General features: G+C 40.5%; 13 protein-coding genes and 2 pseudogenes. 1 reads left to right on the forward strand and 14 read right to left on the reverse strand.

Annotated elements, in window-relative coordinates:
• Positions 1 to 540, reverse strand: a pseudogene (locus HT701_RS11200) (reverse transcriptase domain-containing protein); the annotation flags it as partial.
• Positions 541 to 1,335: 795 nt separating this feature from the next.
• On the reverse strand, positions 1,336 to 2,640 hold the full coding sequence (eno, locus tag HT701_RS07200) for a surface-displayed alpha-enolase (RefSeq protein WP_000022821.1): 1,305 nt from the start codon (positions 2,638 to 2,640) through the stop codon (positions 1,336 to 1,338).
• A gap of 163 nt (positions 2,641 to 2,803) precedes the next feature.
• Here eno and HT701_RS07205 point away from each other — a divergent pair, with 163 nt between their 5' ends.
• On the forward strand, positions 2,804 to 3,250 hold the full coding sequence (locus tag HT701_RS07205) for a DUF1694 domain-containing protein (RefSeq protein ID WP_023940144.1): 447 nt from the start codon (positions 2,804 to 2,806) through the stop codon (positions 3,248 to 3,250).
• Here HT701_RS07205 and HT701_RS07210 read toward each other — a convergent pair.
• From HT701_RS07210 to HT701_RS07265, 12 genes and pseudogenes are all read right to left on the reverse strand, one after another.
• Positions 3,247 to 4,362, reverse strand: a pseudogene (locus HT701_RS07210) (glycerate kinase). The gene HT701_RS07205 and the pseudogene HT701_RS07210 overlap by 4 nt on opposite strands.
• Positions 4,363 to 4,370: 8 nt before the next feature.
• A complete protein-coding gene (locus tag HT701_RS07215; protein ID WP_001810206.1) occupies positions 4,371 to 4,700 on the reverse strand; it encodes an HAD hydrolase family protein in 330 nt (109 codons plus the stop codon).
• On the reverse strand, positions 4,645 to 5,016 hold the full coding sequence (locus HT701_RS07220; protein ID WP_172931372.1) for an HAD-IB family phosphatase: 372 nt from the start codon (positions 5,014 to 5,016) through the stop codon (positions 4,645 to 4,647). The genes HT701_RS07215 and HT701_RS07220 overlap by 56 nt, the downstream gene beginning before the upstream one ends.
• A gap of 58 nt (positions 5,017 to 5,074) precedes the next feature.
• Positions 5,075 to 6,508, reverse strand: coding sequence for a glycogen synthase GlgA (gene glgA, locus HT701_RS07225; RefSeq protein ID WP_172931373.1), 1,434 nt, complete (start codon positions 6,506 to 6,508; stop codon positions 5,075 to 5,077).
• The gene (glgD, locus tag HT701_RS07230) at positions 6,505 to 7,644 is read right to left on the reverse strand and encodes a glucose-1-phosphate adenylyltransferase subunit GlgD (RefSeq protein WP_000687036.1); all 1,140 of its coding nucleotides are present in this window, start codon (positions 7,642 to 7,644) and stop codon (positions 6,505 to 6,507) included. The genes glgA and glgD overlap by 4 nt, the downstream gene beginning before the upstream one ends.
• Complete coding sequence (locus tag HT701_RS07235) at positions 7,634 to 8,776, reverse strand: glucose-1-phosphate adenylyltransferase (RefSeq protein WP_000787253.1); 1,143 nt, start codon at positions 8,774 to 8,776, stop codon at positions 7,634 to 7,636. Before HT701_RS07235 ends, glgD begins: the two co-directional genes overlap by 11 nt.
• Entirely contained in the window at positions 8,766 to 10,694 is a 1,929-nt protein-coding gene (glgB, locus tag HT701_RS07240; protein ID WP_172931374.1) for a 1,4-alpha-glucan branching protein GlgB, read from the reverse strand. Before glgB ends, HT701_RS07235 begins: the two co-directional genes overlap by 11 nt.
• A 381-nt stretch (positions 10,695 to 11,075) precedes the next feature.
• Positions 11,076 to 13,355 carry a type I pullulanase gene (gene pulA / locus HT701_RS07245; RefSeq protein WP_138703537.1) on the reverse strand — a complete coding sequence of 760 codons (2,280 nt, stop codon included), beginning with the start codon at positions 13,353 to 13,355 and terminating at the stop codon, positions 11,076 to 11,078.
• A gap of 22 nt (positions 13,356 to 13,377) precedes the next feature.
• The gene (locus tag HT701_RS07250; protein WP_000134182.1) at positions 13,378 to 14,337 is read right to left on the reverse strand and encodes a diacylglycerol kinase family lipid kinase; all 960 of its coding nucleotides are present in this window, start codon (positions 14,335 to 14,337) and stop codon (positions 13,378 to 13,380) included.
• Between the two features lie 2 nt (positions 14,338 to 14,339).
• Positions 14,340 to 16,298 carry an NAD-dependent DNA ligase LigA gene (gene ligA, locus HT701_RS07255; protein ID WP_172931375.1) on the reverse strand — a complete coding sequence of 653 codons (1,959 nt, stop codon included), beginning with the start codon at positions 16,296 to 16,298 and terminating at the stop codon, positions 14,340 to 14,342.
• Between the two features lie 92 nt (positions 16,299 to 16,390).
• Positions 16,391 to 17,569 (reverse strand): MFS transporter, encoded by a 1,179-nt coding sequence (locus HT701_RS07260; protein WP_172931376.1) that lies wholly within the window; start codon positions 17,567 to 17,569, stop codon positions 16,391 to 16,393.
• A gap of 79 nt (positions 17,570 to 17,648) precedes the next feature.
• A complete protein-coding gene (locus HT701_RS07265) occupies positions 17,649 to 18,512 on the reverse strand; it encodes a MutR family transcriptional regulator (RefSeq protein WP_172931377.1) in 864 nt (287 codons plus the stop codon).
• Between the last annotated feature and the right edge of the window lies 1 nt (position 18,513).

Consider the following 18,513-nt stretch of genomic DNA (forward strand, 5'->3'; position numbering starts at 1 on the left):
TCCAATTCATTAAGCATGATATTGGATAAGAGAGGAGATACATTTCCTCCCTGTGGTGTGCCAACTAGCGTTTTATGACGCTGACCATTAATGATAACACCTGAATGAAGATACTTACGAATCAAGGATTCCCTATCTCCGTCTTCGATAATGTTATGTACTAAGGACATCAATCTATCTTGAGGAACCCTATCGAAAAATTTCTCTAGGTCTATATCCACTATCCACTCATAGCCGTCATTTAAGTACTCTAAGAGCTTGGACAATGGCTTGTTGGATTATCCTATCCATCACTGTCGGAATCCCAAGCTGAAGGACACCTCCATTGGGTTGGGGGATTTCAACTCGCAGGACTGATTGAGGTTTGTATTTCCTCTGTTTTATCAGTTCTTTAGTCAGGCGCCAGTTTTGTCTGAGATAATTATCCATCTCTTCGATAGTCATTCCATCAATCCCAGCTGAGCCCTTATTGGATTTTCCTTGATTGTAGGCTTCCAGCATATTTTCGCGTGATACTATCTTATCTAGCAATTTTGACATGTGCCTATTCCTTTCTTGTTTTGGTGCCTGAGGGATATCTTATATTGGTGAACCTTCATCTAGTCAATACGTGACAGAGTCCAGTTCTATCAGACCGTTCGTTTTACAGACACAAGTAAAGTAGGATTACTTCGATCTGTCGTTTTCTCTTTCTAGCGACAGACCTCAAACAGTCTCTCCCCAGACTGTTTGAGTATTCACCCCTTCGCTCCACTTCCATTACAGAAGTTTCCTCACTACTATGGGCTCGGCTGACTTCTCATGATTCCTTGTTACTACGCTTTCAGCGCTCATGAGATCTCACGGGATAAGTCGTACATCTTTCCTCGTTTATACAAGATATGAGGACGTTAAAAGGTTAGAGTGGAAAAAGATAAATCTTAGTTCGAATTCAATTACTCTCGTGATTTACGCATATAGGTTACGACTACCTTTTTGGACTTTAGAGTTTCTGACCCCCTTATCCGCTATATACGCCTTACTATCACGTTCCTGTTCGTAGAGCCACGATTTCGCTATCCCTTCCTCTGACGATTCTTATTTCCAGTGTCAGACTTAAAACGGTCTATCCCCAGACCGTTTTAATCCGCTACCTCACGATAGTCAGGCTTGGGAATCGCTATTGGGTTCACCGGTAGCAGGTGCCCACCGAGGACTTACACCTCAGATGCACGACATGCCCGTCGTACCAAAAATAGCCCTTCGGATAAAATCCGAGGGGCTAGAAACGTTGTTAAATCAACGGCCGAACTTTTGAATTTCAAGGTTCGGGATAAAATAGTTTACTGAACTACTTTATTTTTTCAAGTTGTAGAATGATTTCAATCCACGGTATTCTGCTACTTCACCAAGTTGGTCTTCGATGCGAAGCAATTGGTTGTATTTAGCGATACGGTCTGTACGTGAAAGTGAACCAGTCTTGATTTGTCCTGCGTTAGTTGCAACTGCGATGTCAGCGATTGTTGAATCTTCAGTTTCACCTGAACGGTGTGATACAACGGCAGTGTAACCAGCTTCTTTTGCCATTTCGATAGCGTCGAATGTTTCAGTAAGAGTACCGATTTGGTTAACTTTGATAAGGATTGAGTTAGCAGCACCTTCTGCAATACCTTTTTCAAGGTAAGAAGTGTTTGTTACGAAGAAGTCATCACCAACCAATTGAACTTTACCACCAAGACGTTCAGTAAGAGCTTTCCAACCGTCCCAGTCATTTTCATCCATACCATCTTCGATAGTGATGATTGGGTATTTGTTTACCAATTCTTCAAGGTAGTCGATTTGTTCTGCAGCAGTACGTACAGCTGCTCCTTCACCTTCGAATTTAGTGTAGTCGTAAACTTTACGTTCTTTATCGTAGAATTCTGATGAAGCACAGTCAAATCCGATAAATACGTCTTTACCAGGAACATATCCAGCAGCTTCGATAGCAGCAAGGATAGTTTCAACTCCGTCTTCAGTTCCTTCGAAACGAGGAGCGAATCCACCTTCGTCACCTACGGCTGTTTCCAAACCACGAGATTTAAGGATTTTCTTAAGAGCATGGAAGATTTCAGCACCCCAACGAAGAGCTTCTTTGAATGATGGCGCACCAGCAGGTACAATCATGAATTCTTGGAAAGCGATTGGAGCGTCAGAGTGAGAACCACCGTTGATGATGTTCATCATTGGAGTTGGAAGAACTTTAGTGTTGAATCCACCAAGGTAGCTGTAAAGTGGGATTTCAAGGTAGTCAGCGGCAGCACGAGCTACAGCGATAGACACACCAAGGATTGCGTTTGCACCCAATTTACCTTTGTTAGGAGTACCGTCAAGAGCGATCATAGCACGGTCGATAGCTTGTTGATCACGTACATCGTAGCCAATGATCGCTTCAGCAATGATGTTGTTTACGTTGTCAACAGCTTTTTGTGTACCAAGACCACCGTAACGAGATTTGTCACCGTCGCGAAGTTCAACTGCTTCGTGTTCACCAGTAGAAGCTCCTGATGGAACCATACCACGTCCGAAAGCACCTGATTCAGTGTAAACTTCTACTTCAAGTGTTGGGTTACCGCGTGAGTCTAGGACTTCGCGAGCGTAAACATCAGTAATAATTGACATTTTTTACTCTCCTTATGAGTTAAATTTTTTACACCTCTATAATACCTTAAAAGCCCTCCTTTTTCAAGAAAAAACGTTATCTTTGTGCAAATTTTCCTTAACTTTATAAAGTAATCGCTTTCTTTTGTCTGTTTTATTCTAACTTTTATGATATACTGTTTTCATGACAGATTTATCAAAACAATTACTTGAAAAAGCTCATGGTGGAGCAAAATTAAATCCAGATGAGCAAAGACGCTATCTTGGTACCTTTGAGGAAAGAGTTCTTGGATATGCAGATATTGACACAGCAAATAGCCCTCAGTTAGAAAAAGGTTTTTTATCTATTTTAGAAAATCTTCAGGAAAAAGCAGAGCCACTATTTGTAAAGATTTCACCAACTATCGAATTTGACAAACAAGTTTTCTACTTAAAAGAAGCTAAAGAAACTGATAGTCAAGCTACCATAGTATCTGAAGAGCATACTACTTCTCCCTTCGGTCTGGTTATCCATAGCAATGCACCAGTACAAGTAGAAGAAAAGAACCTTCGACTTGCTTTTCCAAAACTTTGGGAAGGTAAAAAGGAAGAACCTGCCAAAACATCCATCTGGAAGAAATGGTTTAGCTAAATCTTACTCAGACTTAATAAACGCCCAATATTGGCAGCCGTGTGCTCCAAATAGAGACTGGCATTTTTCAAACTATCTTCTAGAGGTTCACTTTTCTCTAAAATAGAAAAAGCAGCTTGGATATTTTCAAATGGTAAGGGAGATAAATCCTCAGCAAGACTACCGCAAATAGCAATAACAGGAACTCCGACAGGGGTTCTTTTTGCAACACCTATAGGTGCTTTACCTGCTAAACTTTGACAATCTAGCCTTCCTTCTCCTACAACAACCAAGTCAGCATGTAAAACTTTCTTATCAAAGTTGATTAAGTTCAAGCAGGTATCAATTCCAGACACGATATTTGCCTGAGCAAAGGCACACAAACCGCCAGCAATGCCTCCACCAGCTCCTGCTCCTTTAATTTGCAATATTGCAGGTGAGACTTTTTCATAAAAGTCTTGGATTGCTTGATCTAGGACTGGAAACATAGTAAGATTTAGGCCTTTTTGCTTGCCAAAAGTGTAAGTCGCACCTTGATGACCACATAAGGGACTCACGACATCTGATAAAATATGAATTTGAACACCTTCAGGAATTTTATAGCGATTTTCTGTTGAAACAGAAGCTAAGTTTAATAAGGATTGACCGGAAGCAGGCAAGACATTTCCGTCCCTATCATAAAATTGATAACCTAAACCAGCAGCAATCCCCAGTCCTCCATCATTACTGGCCGTGCCACCAACACCGATATAAATATCTTTAATCCCTTTAGAAATGAGATGGAGAATCAACTCTCCGATACCACAAGTTTGGATTTGAAGTGGATTTCGTTTCTCTAGCGGAATTTTTCCAAGACTAACCAAGTCAGCTACTTCAAATAGTGCCAGTTCCTCTTTTTGAAAATAGCGCATGGCTTCTTTTTGTCCAAAAGGGTCTGTCACTTGGATCCATTTTTCTTTTAGGTCAAGAGAATGTCGGATAGCATCTACAGTACCTTCTCCCCCATCACCAACAGGGCAGAGGAGACATTCTACATCTGCTATCGATTACTGGAAGCCTCTTTTTATTGCTTCAGCTACCTGTTGAGCTGTCAAGCTTTCCTTAAACGAATCCGGTGCAATTACAATCTTCATATTTTCCCTCATTCTAAACAGTCAATCAAAGGAAGAACTTCTAAAAAATCCCTCTTGTCAACATGATGTGGTATTTCTTTTTTGAGCACTTCTTTGGCACAAAAGGCGATTCCTAACTCCGCCGACTTCAACATTAATAGATTATTGACCCCATCACCGATTGCCACCGTTCTTTCTTTAGAAAGTTTTAGTTTCTTTCTCCATTTTTCCAGAGTTTCTTTTTTGACCTGGGGACTTATAATTTGTCCAACTAATTTTCCTGTTAAAAGACCTTCTTTGACTTCAAGCTGGTTGGCAGTGAAATAGGCAATACCAAGGGATTTTGCTAATCTCTCCAACTATTGGTGTAAATCCACCAGACACCAGAGCAACTAGGATGCCATTCTTTTGGAGAATAGAGATGAACTCTGGGACATTTAGCGATAGATGATTTGAGTTGAAGACGTTATCAAAGACCAAAATAGGAAGACCTTCCAACAAGGACACTCTTTTTCTTAAACTGCTTTCAAAGACCAACTCTCCTCGCATTGCCCGACTTGTAATCTGCGAAATTTCCGCCTCATGACCTGCCTCTCTCCCTAAAAGATTAATCACTTCTTCTAGGATTAAGGTTCCATCTACATCCAAAACACACAAGCCTTTTACTTGAGACATCAGTTCTCCTCTCTAAATAGCCTAAAAATCGTATGAAGTCATCATACGATTTTATCTATTAATTAACTAAACTATGGTACAAGTCAAGGTATGACTTGCAGGCTGTATCCCATGAGAAGTCACTCTCCATAGCTTGTTTTTGTAGGTTTCTCCAAATGTCTGGATGGTTTCTATACAAGTCCAATGCTGTTTGGAAAGTCCAATTTAACCAATAAGGTGATAGATTGTCAAAGCTAAAGCCAGTACCGCTTCCTTCGATTGGATTAAATGCTTTAACGGTATCTCGCAAGCCTCCAACTTCATGGACCAATGGCAAGGTTCCGTAACGCATAGCCATCATTTGAGACAAGCCACATGGTTCAAAACGACTTGGCATGAGGAAGAGGTCACAAGCAGCGTAGATTTCTTGAGCAAGTTTGACATCAAAAGTGATATTTGCTGATAGCTTGTCTGGGTATATCTGAGCAAACCATGAGAAAGCTCCTTCAAAGCCTGGATCTCCAGTTCCCAAAAGAACAATCTGAACATCATTTTGCAAGATATGGTGAAGACTTTCGACCACCACATCAAAACCTTTTTGACGTGTCAAACGAGAAACAATTCCCACCAGTGGAACGTCAGCTCTAACTGGCAAGCCAACTCTTTCTTGCAATTTTGCCTTGTTTTTGGCTTTCCCAGACAAATCTTCCTGATTGAAATGATAGTCTAAAAGAGCATCCGTCTGAGGATTATAAAGATCAGCATCAATCCCATTCACGATACCAGATACTTTACCAGACTCCATTCTAAGAATCTGATCCAAGTTACATCCGAATTTACTGGTCATAATTTCCTGAGCATAACTAGGTGAGACGGTTGAAACACAATCCGCATAGAGAATACTTGCCTTCATCCAGTTCAGACAGTTGTTCCAGCGAAGGGTACCATCAGCATAACGTTCAAAGCCAACTCCAAACAAGTCCCATAACATTCCTTCTGAAAATTGTCCTTGGAATTCCAAATTATGAATGGTTAAAACAGTTTTTATTCCTTGATAGGCTTGAATCCAACGGTATTTTTCCTTTAACAAGAAAGGAATCATGGCTGTATGGTAATCATGAACATGGAGAAGGTCAGGAATAAAGTCAATCCTTTCCATAGCCTCAATGGCAGCAAGTTGGAAAAAGGCAAAGCGCTCTCCGTCGTCAAAATCACCGTAAACATGACCACGGAAGAAATAATATTGGCTGTCAACAAAGTAGAAGGTTACACCATTTAATACTGTTTTCTTAATTCCACAATACTGTCTGCGCCAACCGACGCTCACCTCAAAATGAAGAACATCTTCAATCTGATTTCCAAATTTAGCCTCTACCATGTCATAGTAGGGTAAAATCACTGCAACTTCATGTCCCGCTTTTACAAGTGATTTAGGAAGAGCGCCAATGACGTCTCCCAAACCACCTGTTTTTGAAAAGGGTGCACCCTCTGCTGCTACAAATAAAATTTTCATGAATGAATATCCTCTGTTACTTTGCTACCTTTCTTAACGACAACTGGATGTTCTGCAGTTCCTCGAATCACAACACCAGGCTCAACTTCAACACCCTTGTCCAAGATAGCATATTCTACCTGAGCTCCTTCTCCAATCACAACACGAGGGAAGAGTAGGCTATCTTTAACCAGGCTATCCTTATGGATATGAATATTACGTGATAGAACAGAATTAGCCACTTGACCTTCAATGATACTACCAGACGCAAACTGAGAAGTACTTACCTTAGATGTATTAGCATAGTAAGTTGGTTCTTCGTTCTTAACCTTTGTATAAATCTTTTGGTTTGGTGAGAAGAGAGAATAGAATTTCTGTGATTCAAGCATATCTTTATTAGCTTGGTAATAAGACTCTACAGAGTGAATATTGGCTAGGTAGCCTGTGTACTCGTAGGCGAAAGCTCCCTCTTTTGCAGCCAAATCACGTAAAACATAACGCAATTTCTCTGGATGTTCTTTTTTAGCTTCTTCTTCCAAGCGTTCAATCAACCACGGTGTATCAACGACAAAGATATCTGTAGACATATTGAACGTTTCAGCTGTTGACTTGCTATCAAAGAGTTTATGAGAAAGAACATGGTCTGTTTCATCCACTTCTAAGATTGCATTTACTTCTGAAATATCTTTCTTAGCTAGTTTTTTATAAACTACAGTGATAGGCCCTTTTGTTGTACTATGTAGATGGAAAACTTGGTTCAAATCAATGTTAATCAAGACATCGCAGTTGAGGGCAACCGTTTGGTTTGATCCAGAGCGTTTTAAATAAGTAAGAAGCTGTTGGTAGTATTCTTTTCCTACTGTGCTACTCTCCACACGAGTATTGTAAATACCTAGATAATAGTGACTGAGAAGGGTTGATAAGCCCCACTCGCGTCCTGAACGAATATGGTCAAAGACTGAGCTGATATTATCCTGCTGGAAAATACCAAAGACACTACGAACACCTGCATTAGCAAGGCTTGAAAGTGGGAAGTCAATCAAACGATATTTCCCACCAAATGGCAAACTTGCTACTGGACGGTGGTCTGTCAATGTCGACATATCGTGAAAACCAACTGTGTTTCCTAAAATGGCAGAATATTTATCAATCTTCATCTGTTGCTACCCCCACTACTTCATTATATCCTACAACTTGTACTTCATCTGTTCCATCAATTTCGACACCGTCAGAAATAATCGCACCTTCACCAATAATGGCACGTTTAATCTTAGCTCCTTGACCAATGATAGCTCCACTCATGATAACTGAATCAACAACTTCCGCTCCTTCGCGAACTTGCGCGCCTGTTGAAAGGATAGAATGTTTAACAGTTCCATCAACGAAACATCCGTCTACAACTAATGAGTCTTCCACATCAGCATTTGCTCCGAGGAAGTTTGGTGGTGAAATCAAGTTTCTTGAGTAAATCTTCCATTGACGGTTACGACTATCCAAGGCATTCTCTGGAGAAATGTACTCCATGTTCGCTTCCCAAAGAGACTCAATCGTACCAACATCTTTCCAGTAACCGCTAAATTCGTAAGCATAAACACTTTCACCTGACTCAAGGTAATTTGGAATGACATTTTTACCAAAATCTGACATATCTACATTGCTCTTTTCAGCAGCAACGAGCATATTGCGGAGACGTTGCCAATCAAAGATGTAAATACCCATAGAAGCCTTTGTAGATTTAGGTTGAGCTGGTTTTTCTTCAAATTCAACAATGCGATTATTGGCATCTGTGTTCATAATACCAAAACGGCTAGCTTCCTTTAGGGGAACATCAAGAACTGCGACTGTCAAACTAGCATTATTATCCTTGTGAGACTGGAGCATATCATCATAATCCATTTTGTAGATATGGTCCCCAGACAGAATCAAGACATACTCAGGATTGACACTGTCGATATAGTCGATATTTTGGTAAATAGCATGACTAGTCCCTTCGAACCAACGATTTCCTTCACTTGCAGAATAAGGTTGAAGAATAGAGACACCAGAATTGATACCGTCTAGTCCCCAGCTTGAACCATTCCCAATATGGTTATTGAGAGCAAGAGGTTGGTACTGTGTAATGACTCCAACATTGTGAATCCCTGAGTTGGCACAGTTTGAAAGAGCAAAGTCAATGATACGGTAGCGCCCACCAAATTGCACAGCTGGTTTTGCGATGCTTTGAGTGAGTTTACCGAGACGAGTTCCTTGCCCACCAGCAAGAATCAAAGCTAACATTTCATTCTTCATTTTCTACTCCTTTTTGGTTTTTACTTGTGACGGTTTTTGCAGATTTCAAGCGGCGTTTGATTTTCCAAACACTTGCTCCCATAGCCGGTAGGGTAAAGGTCAAGGTCTGCTCATAATCTTTCCATAGTCCTTCTTGCGTTTGAACAGTTTGATTATGTTCTTTCCAAACGCCTCCCCACTCTTCTAACTCAGTATTCCAGACTTCTTCATAAATCCCTGCAACAGGCAGACCGATTGTAAAATCTTTTCGTTCAACAGGTGCCATATTAAAGACGCAGACTAGCATGTCGCCCTTCTTACCCTTACGGATGAAGGAAAGAACACTCTGGTCTCGATTATCCGCATCAATGATTTCAATACCATCATAGCTGGTATCGATTTCCCACAGACAGCGATGATCTTTGTAAAACTGGTTTAGCTGAGAAGTGAAATACTTCATCTTAGCATTCATAGGGTCTTCTAGATTAGACCATTCCAACTGCTCTTCAGATCTCCATTCTAGGAATTGGCCGTATTCACTACCCATGAAGAGCAATTTCTTACCAGGGTGACAAATTTGGTACGTATAGAGATTGCGCAAGCCTGCGAATTGATTATAGCGATCTCCCCACATCTTGTGCATCATACTCTTCTTGCCATGAACAACTTCATCGTGTGAGAATGGTAGGAGATAATTCTCCTTGAAGACATACATAAAGCTGAAAGTCACTAGGTTAAAGTCGTATGTACGATAAATCGGATCTTCTTCATAGAAACGGAGAATATCATTCATCCAGCCCATATTCCATTTGTAGTCAAAGCCAAGACCATCTGAATCCTTTGTATCAGTAATCTGAGTAGCTGATGAACTTTCCTCAGCTATCATCATCACATCTGGATGAGCTAGTTTAATGACATCATTCAAGCGTTGAAGGAAATAATATCCTTCATAGTTGAGATTACCGCCATCTTTATTCGGTGTCCATGGGGCATCATCGTAATCTAGATAGAGCATGTTGCTAACCGCATCCACACGAATACCGTCCAAATGGTAAAAGTCAATCCAAAACTTAATGCTAGAAATCAAGAAGGACTGGACTTCATTCTTCCCAAGGTCGAAATTGAGTGCTCCCCAACCATAGTTATGAGCCTTATTATGGTCCTGATACTCAAAAGTCGGTGTCCCATCGTAATAGGCTAAGGCATCATCATTAATAGTGAAGTGACCAGGTACCCAGTCCACAATAATCCCAATATTGTTTAAGTGACATTCCTCAACAAAATCTTGAAACTCTTCAGGACGACCATAGGCATGCTCTAAAGCAAAGTAACCCATAAGCTGATAGCCCCAACTCAAACCGAGAGGGTGAGACATCAAGGGCATAAACTCAATGTGAGTATAGTTCATCTCAACTAGGTAAGGAATGAGTTCATCTTTCAATTGAGCAAAACTATAGGGACTACCGTCTGGATTTCTCTTCCAAGAGCCAGCATGAACCTCGTAAATATTGACAGGACGCTCTTCAAAGCTTAAGCGTTTTCTACGGGCTAGCCAGAGTCTATCCTTCCATTTTTTCTCTGGAATCTCTGTTAAAATCGCTCCAGTACCAGGTCGTGCCTCATACCGTACAGCCAAAGGATCAATCTTCATAAGCTGATGACCATTTGCACATGTGATATGGTACTTGTAAATTTGGCCTTCTTGAGCAAAACTGGTAAAGACTTCCCAGACTCCAAATTCATTCCGTTCCATCGGAATTTGATTTTCAACCCAATTGGTGAAATCCCCTACCAAGTGAACTGCCTGAGCATTGGGTGCCCAAACTCGGAAAGTATAGCCAGACTCACCATCTTTTTCTTCCCTATGCGCTCCCAGATAATGCTGGAGGTGAAAATTCTCACCTGTCATAAAGGTGCGCAATGCTTCTCTTCTATCCATATACTCCCTTTCTGCTGTAAGCGTTTTCTGTGTTTTTATTATACTACTTTTTTAGAGAAGATTCAAGTAAATTACTATACTTCTTTAAAATTATTTTGAAAATCTACAAAAAGTTCACTTAGTTGTTCAATTGTAAATTAATATTTTTTCAAAAAAATTGCGAAAATGCATTTCTTTTTCTACTACAATACCAAAAAGTTCGTATTTTTTCTATGATTATTATTATTTTATAGCAAAAAAATAAAACCAGGAAAACAATTTCCTGATTTTACACGTTTGATGAAAATATATATCAAATTTTCTATACGAGTGAGTTATCAACTAAGTTCTTTCTATTCGTTCACTTCCAATGATCTGTTAGAATAGCGAGATAGATGGTCTTTATAAAACACTCAAGACAGCTAGACTAATATCATCTAACACATTGTCTTCTTTTGAGCGACTGTTGGTTACCAACATAGCTAAATTTCCTGCATTTTCAAATGGATAGGGTTCTGATTTAGCATTCACAACAACCAAGAGGTGTTCTTTCCCATGAACTTCATAGATAAGGCAGCCGCTATGTTCAATCGCAGAATGCACAAAGACATGATGGTAAATTTCATCATAGCTAGAGTAAGAAAAGGCATCAGTTTTTGTCTTCAATCGGATGACTTGACGAATAAATTCAATACTGTCTTGACGCTCATTAATCGAGTCCCAGTTCACTTGGTTCACACTGTCTGGAGCATTATAGCTATTCATAGCACGCTCTCTATCATCATGGGTCAACTCACCATTTTCACCAGTCGCAACTAGTTTGGTCCGACCAAATTCTTGACCGATTTCCATAAAGGCCATCCCTTGCATGAGTAGGTTCATAGCTGTGGCTGTCTCGACCTTGCGCATGATTTGTTCTGAACTTTGGTCTGGATGTAGGGTTGCCAATAAATCGTGAAGATTGTAATTGTCATGGGCTTCCACATAGTTAAGCACTTGATTTGGATGTGTATAGGTTCCTAATTCACGACTGCCTAGGATTGCTTTAGCAAGAATTGGCTCTGTCGCAGCACCGCTGACAAAACCTGACTTGATAGCACCATAAACTTCTCCACCTTTGACAGCATCACGCTGATTGTCATTAAAGAAACCAATATTTGGCATTTCGTAGGCGTTGTCTTTCTTAGCCTTATCATAAGGTGCAAGACCTGTTCCCATGTCCCAACCTTCTCCATAGAGGATAATGTTAGGGTCGATTTCATCTAAGCTTTGACGAATCATCTGCATAGTCTTGACATCATGAATCCCCATTAAGTCAAAACGGAAGCCGTCAATATTGTATTCCTGAACCCAGTATAGAAGAGAATCAATCATATACTTGCGGAACATTTCGTGTTCACTGGCTGTTTCATTTCCAACGCCTGTTCCATTCTGGAAGGTACCGTCTGGATTCATACGATAATAGTAATCAGGGACAGTTGTTTGGAAAGGTGCATCAACAACTGAGAAGGTATGGTTATAGACCACATCCATAATAACACCAATACCCGCATCGTGGTAAGCTTGAACCATGGTCTTCAAATCACGAATAACCTGAGCTGGGTCGTCTGGATTAGTTGAAAAACTAGTTTCTGGCGCGTTATAGTTTTGTGGGTCATAACCCCAGTTGTAGGTTACATTCCCATCCTCATCGTATTCTTTGTGACGGTCTGCAATTGGTTGCAACTGAACATAATTGTAGCCCAGCTTCTTGATGTAATCAAAAGCAGTTGCTTGGCCGTACTGGTTAACTGTTCCAGTCTGTGCAGCACCTAAGAAAGTTCCTCGAAGATGTTCATCCACACCTGAGGTCGGTGATTTGGTCAAATCACGAATGTGCATTTCACAAATAACTGCCTTACATGGATTTGCCAAGCGCCAAGTAGCCTCTGAACCGTGCTTGACCTCGAAGTTTGCAACTTGCTTTTCTTCATGGCTCAGGATAGCTGAACGTTTGCCATCAGGACTGGTCGCGATGGTATAGGGATCGCGTGTCACTGTTTGGTGGTGAGGGAATTGGACTTGATACTGATAAGCCTTACCAGTCAAATCTTCCTCAACATCCAAACTCCAGACACCGATTGTATTGTCCTTGTGATTATAAGAGTAGCTATTGCCTCTCTCCATCTCAAAGGTCTTCCAAACAGGAGCATCATTAGCAGCTGATTCATAAACGACAACCTGCACTTCTGTCGCTGTTGGAGCCCAGAGAGCAAAACGAGCCTGATTGTCCTCTACACGGCAACCCAATTCCCCTTGGTAGCCCCAGTGGTGGTCGAAACTAGCGCTATTGATAGCCTTGTCAAAAGCAAAAGGATTTTGATTTTTATAGAAAGGACTTGCAATTGCAGGATTTTCAGAATAATAAATTCTATCATCGCCTTCCAAAATCCAGACCTCTGTTAAGAGGGGATAGTGATTAAAACGGATAGCATATTCTTTACTAGTTTGGCCTGTGTGAACCACAAAATTCAAGCTTTCTAAGGGATGAGCACTTGGGTGTTCAAAGCTAAATAAGGCTCCAAAATAATCTTCTTGGTAAGTTAGTAAATCAATTCGTTGATCCTTACTCTTTACAAAAGAGCAAGTGTCGTATTCACCATTCTTGCGATGGTAATGAATGCGCATAGGGTAGTTATACATTTTTATTTTTCCTTTTTACTTTTTAATTCGTTTCTATTTCACTAATAAATTCTTGACTAATCTCGTCTCGATTGACAAAAAATTCGATGTGATGATGGCAGACTTGAAGTTCAACTGGGGTATCTCCTCCATATTCCCCATCTAGGTTCAGCATAAATGGTTCTTGGTCATCTAAAACTTCTAAACGTAGTTTGCTAGTTTTAAGGTATTCGATATTGACGTCTGAGACATGCTGACCACCATTAATGGCCTGTATCAATAAGCCCAACATATCAAATAGCTTGTCTGTCTTGACCAAAATCAGAGTAAAATTACCATCGTCTAACTTGGTATCAGGCGCTAACTGCTCAAACCCTCCAATGGAATTGGTCAAGGCAACAAAAATCAAGGACACCTCTCCTTCAAAGACCCCCTGATCGTGTGTGATTCTCACTGGACGAACCTTGGTCTTTGGAAACATTTCAATGCCTTTAGCAACATAGGCAAAATAACCAAGACGCGTCTTGACTTCACTTGGAACACTGTAAGTCAATTCGGTTAAGGTTCCAGCAGCGGCAATATTAATAAAATATTTGTCGCCAAAAGCTCGTCCAATATCCATATGAATGGTCTCATTTTTAGCAATAATCTGAGCAGCCGCAACAGGATCACCCATTGGAATTTTTAGGGCACGCGCATAATCATTAGTCGTACCTGTTGGGATGATAGCAAGCCGAGGTCTCTTATCGAGCGAGGCAACCCCATTGACTACCTCATTAATTGTTCCATCACCACCTGCAGCAATAATCAAATCAAAACCAGCTTTGGCTGCTCTCTCAGCTTCTTTTTGTGCCGAAAGAGGTTCTGGAGTCGTTTGAAAGGCACTGGTTTCATAGCCAATATTTTCCAAAACATCCAGCACTTCTGCTATATTTTTCTTGATAATTTCCTGCCCTGAGGTTGGGTTATAAATTAAACGCGCACGTTTTCTTTCTTCTGTCATTGTTACAAACTTTCTAGCCAAGCTTCATCTCGAACCTCGATTCCAAGTTCTTGTGCCTTTTGAAGTTTACTTCCTGCATCCGCTCCTGCTACGACTAAATCTGTTTTCTTGGATACACTGCCTGTTACCTTAGCACCCAGACTTTCAAGTTTACTTTTAGCTTCTGAGCGCTTGATCCGTTCCAATTTTCCAGTCAATACCACTGTCAAACCTGACAAGGCTGCGTCTGCTACTACAGTCTGACCTTTATAAGTCAAATTGACCCCAGCTTCTTTTAATTCTCTTAGGAGAATTTCAGAGCCTTCTGTCGCAAAGTAAGTCTGAAGACTCTTGGCAATCACACCACCCAGACTTTCAATACTAGCCACTTCCTCTGGATCTGCCTGAGCCAGATTTTCAATCGAGTGGAAATGTCGAAGTAAAAGCTGACTGGCTTTGCTTCCGACATGACGAATTCCCAAACCAAACAAGAGTTTCTCGGCAGAATTTTCCTTAGATGCTTGAATGGCTTGATACAGTTTAGAAGCAGACTTTTCCTTGACCCCCTCTAAAAGGAGGAAATCCTCTTCTTGCAAACGATAAATATCCGCCACATCCTTGACTAAATTAGCAGCAAAGAGCTTCTCAACAATAGATGGACCAAGGCCTGTAATATTCATAGCATCACGAGAAGCAAAATGAATCAAACCTTCCATGATTTGGGCAGGACAACGTGGATTGATACAACGGAGGGCCACTTCATCTTCAAAGTGCAACAAGCCAGAGTCACAACTTGGACAGTTTGTAGGGATATCTAGTTTTTCTTCAGAAACCCGTTTGGACTCTACTACACGTAAAACGGCAGGGATGATGTCACCAGCCTTATAAACGATAACCGTATCATCTTTTCGGATATCTTTTTCAGCAATATAATCCACATTGTGCAGAGTCGCACGGCTAACAGTTGTACCAGCTAGTTGTACTGGTGTTAGATTCGCAGTTGGGGTTACAACACCCGTACGGCCAACTGTCCAATCAACTGATAAGAGTTGAGCTTCTTTTTCTTCAGCTGGGAACTTGTAGGCTACTGCCCACTTTGGAGCTTTAACGGTAAAGCCAAGTTCTTCTTGGCCTGCTAGGTCGTTGACCTTGATTACCACTCCATCAATATCGTAAGGCAGATTTTCTCGTTCTTGTCCAACTTCTTGGATAAAATTCCAGATTTCATCCATGCTTTCAGCCAGAATTCGCTTAGGATTAACCACAAAACCTAGTTGTTCTAGGTGCTTCAAAACCTTTTCTTGACTATCACGAGTTGACGGGCTGGCTTCTTGATAGAGGAAGGTAGCAAGATTGCGCTTGGCAACTACTGCTGTATCCAACTGTCGCAGGGTGCCTGCTGCCGCATTACGAGGATTGGCAAATTCAGGCTCTCCATTTTCTTGTCGTGCTTGGTTGACCTGGTCAAAAGAAGCGCGTGGCATATAACATTCCCCACGAACTGTGATATCTAGTTCTTCTGGCAAAGTCAAAGGAATGTCCTTAACACGTTTGAGATTTTCTGTGATATTTTCTCCAATAGAACCGTCTCCACGTGTTGCACCAACAACTAAAATCCCCTTTTCATAAGTCAGCGAGATAGATAAGCCATCGATTTTCAGCTCACAAATATAGGTCGGATAAGCCACTTCCTTACGAACACGCGCATCAAAAGCTTCAAGCTCCTCACGTGAAAAAGCATCCTGCAAACTATAAAGAGGATACTGATGACTGTATTTTTCAAAACCATCTAAGACTTTGCCACCAACACGATGGGTCGGACTGTCTGCTAATACTTGATCTGGATAGACAGCCTCCAACTCAACCAACTCTCGGTAAAGGCGGTCATACTCACTGTCTGAAACCGAGGGATTATCGCTGGTATAGTACTCAGCCGCATAGCGATTGAGCAAGGCGACTAACTCATTCATTCTTTTATTCATAAAACCATTTTACCATAAAACAAGCCCTCCTCACAAACGAGAAGGGCGGAAAAAACACTTAGATTGGAATTATTTTTAAAACTCAAGCAACCTTATATCAATTTTTCAAAATGAGTTCGAACATAAATAAACGATATACAAGACAAGATGATAACACCACTTCCAATTATCAGGAAAGAAGAGAGATGTACACTTGGCAGGACTGTCATAAATCCTTTTGCAATAGGCATAAATAGAATAGCTAAGGTAAAAATTGTACTTAGTACTCTCCCAAGAAATTCGCTCTCAACCTTGGTTTGTACTTGAGTAAAAAAGTGAATATTAAAAATCGTCATAAACAATTCACAAACTAAATTTCCAGAAAAGGAAAGAAAAGTTGGCAGTGGTAATCCCATCATAAAAACTCCGACACCTGTCAAAGCCAGTAAAATCAAAAGATTATAAACATTAGCTTTAATTTTACTAGCTAGAAGAGCCCCAATGATGGAACCAATAGCCCCCATAGTTAAAATACTTGCATAGGCTCCTTCTGACCCGTAAAGCTGATTCGAAAAGGGGAGGAGAAATTCAAAAGCTGCAAAAAAGAAATTAACGCTGGAAGCTACCAGCAAAAGGAAGAAAATTTCTTGCTGATGCCAGATATAGTGTAACCCATCCTTGATATCCGCAAAAATATCTTTCCCAGTAAAAGGTTTCTTATCTTGAACCATTGGTTCTTCTTTTGGAAGTAAGGCCACTAGAACAAATGCTATGAAAAAAGTCAGCGAGTCTAGCAGTAGCGTCATATGGAGACTTGCAAACTGTAAAACAAGGAAGGAAAGAACAGGAGAACTAACACCTACAATCTGCAAAACCAGCTCTAAGCGAGAGTTATAGATCACAATCTCATCTTTCTCAACAACCTCAGTTATAATGGCTTTATTGGCTGTACGAGAAAAGGCAAAAGCAATCGCCTGAACAATGTTGGCAACAATCAAAGCCCCAATCATCCAGCTATCATTCCTTATGAAAGAAATAGCCAGACAAAGAATCCCACAAACAAGGTCTGCCACCATTAAAATCTTACGACGAGAAAAACGGTCTGAAATGACTCCGCCAAATGGGTTGACGAGAATGGATGTGACGAGTTCAGAAATCTGATACATTCCTAAAACTGTCTGTCCGATAGTTCCCATGGAAGCCAACCAGACACTATTGCCATAATCATAGAGCATATTCCCTATCCTGTTAACAGCTCCACGGCTAATCAACTGTACTGCATAGCGATTCATATAAAAACTCCTCTCAAATTTTGAAACTATTGTATCAAAACCGAAAGGAGCTTTTTATTTTTTCCCTTATTTGGGAAAATTAATCTTTGACAAATTTTTCGTAGTGTTCCTGATAGTAGGCTACTTGCTCTGGAAGACCTAGCACATCAAAAATATGCATGGCCTCTTGCATTTGGCTACAACCTTCTTTACACTTTCCTTTTTGATATAAGGCAAAACCTTTTAAATAATGGAAAACATTACGCTCATAAAGCTTAATACCTTTACCAATAATCTTCTCTGTATAAGTCTCGAAATAGCTGGCATTATAAAAAGAAGAATGCTCTAAACAATGCTGGTAACAATTGAGGGCCAAAATCAACACTAATCTCTTATGGCGACCAATCTCTTGGTAAAATTCCTCCCTCTCCATGACTTCTCTACCAATCCGTGTGACATAGTCCACATCGTAGAAACTATAGAGGTTCCCGAAAAGAATCAACTCATACATGGTCCATTCTTCTGTTTTGAAGAGATAATCTGCTACCTTATCCAAATCATCCTGCTTCATATCATAACTCGCATCTCTTTGACAAATCAGACCTTGTAGCAAAATCCAGTTCAGCTCAAAATAAAGGGGAGTCGTCGAACTCTTAGCCTTTTCAAGTTGTTCTTCTTGAAGCTTTTGAAAACCTGCAATATCATTTGAGTAGTAAAGTGGGATAATCTGTGCCATCATAGCAACATGTTCATGATTTTGAAAATCCCTAGCCTTGTCCATGAAATTTTCAATGGTCACATGAATATTATCCAAAATTTCAAAAAAACGTGAGACTGCTAGGTCAGATTCCCCAAGCTCAAAGCGAGATAACTGAGAGGTTGAACAGGACTCGCCTGCTGCTTCCTTTAAAGAATAATTTCCACTTGTTCGAAATTCACGAAATACTTTTCCAAGATGTTCCATC

The sequence above is a fragment of the Streptococcus sp. 10824 genome (assembly GCF_013276595.1).
In the GTDB taxonomy this organism is placed as follows: domain Bacteria; phylum Bacillota; class Bacilli; order Lactobacillales; family Streptococcaceae; genus Streptococcus; species Streptococcus pseudopneumoniae.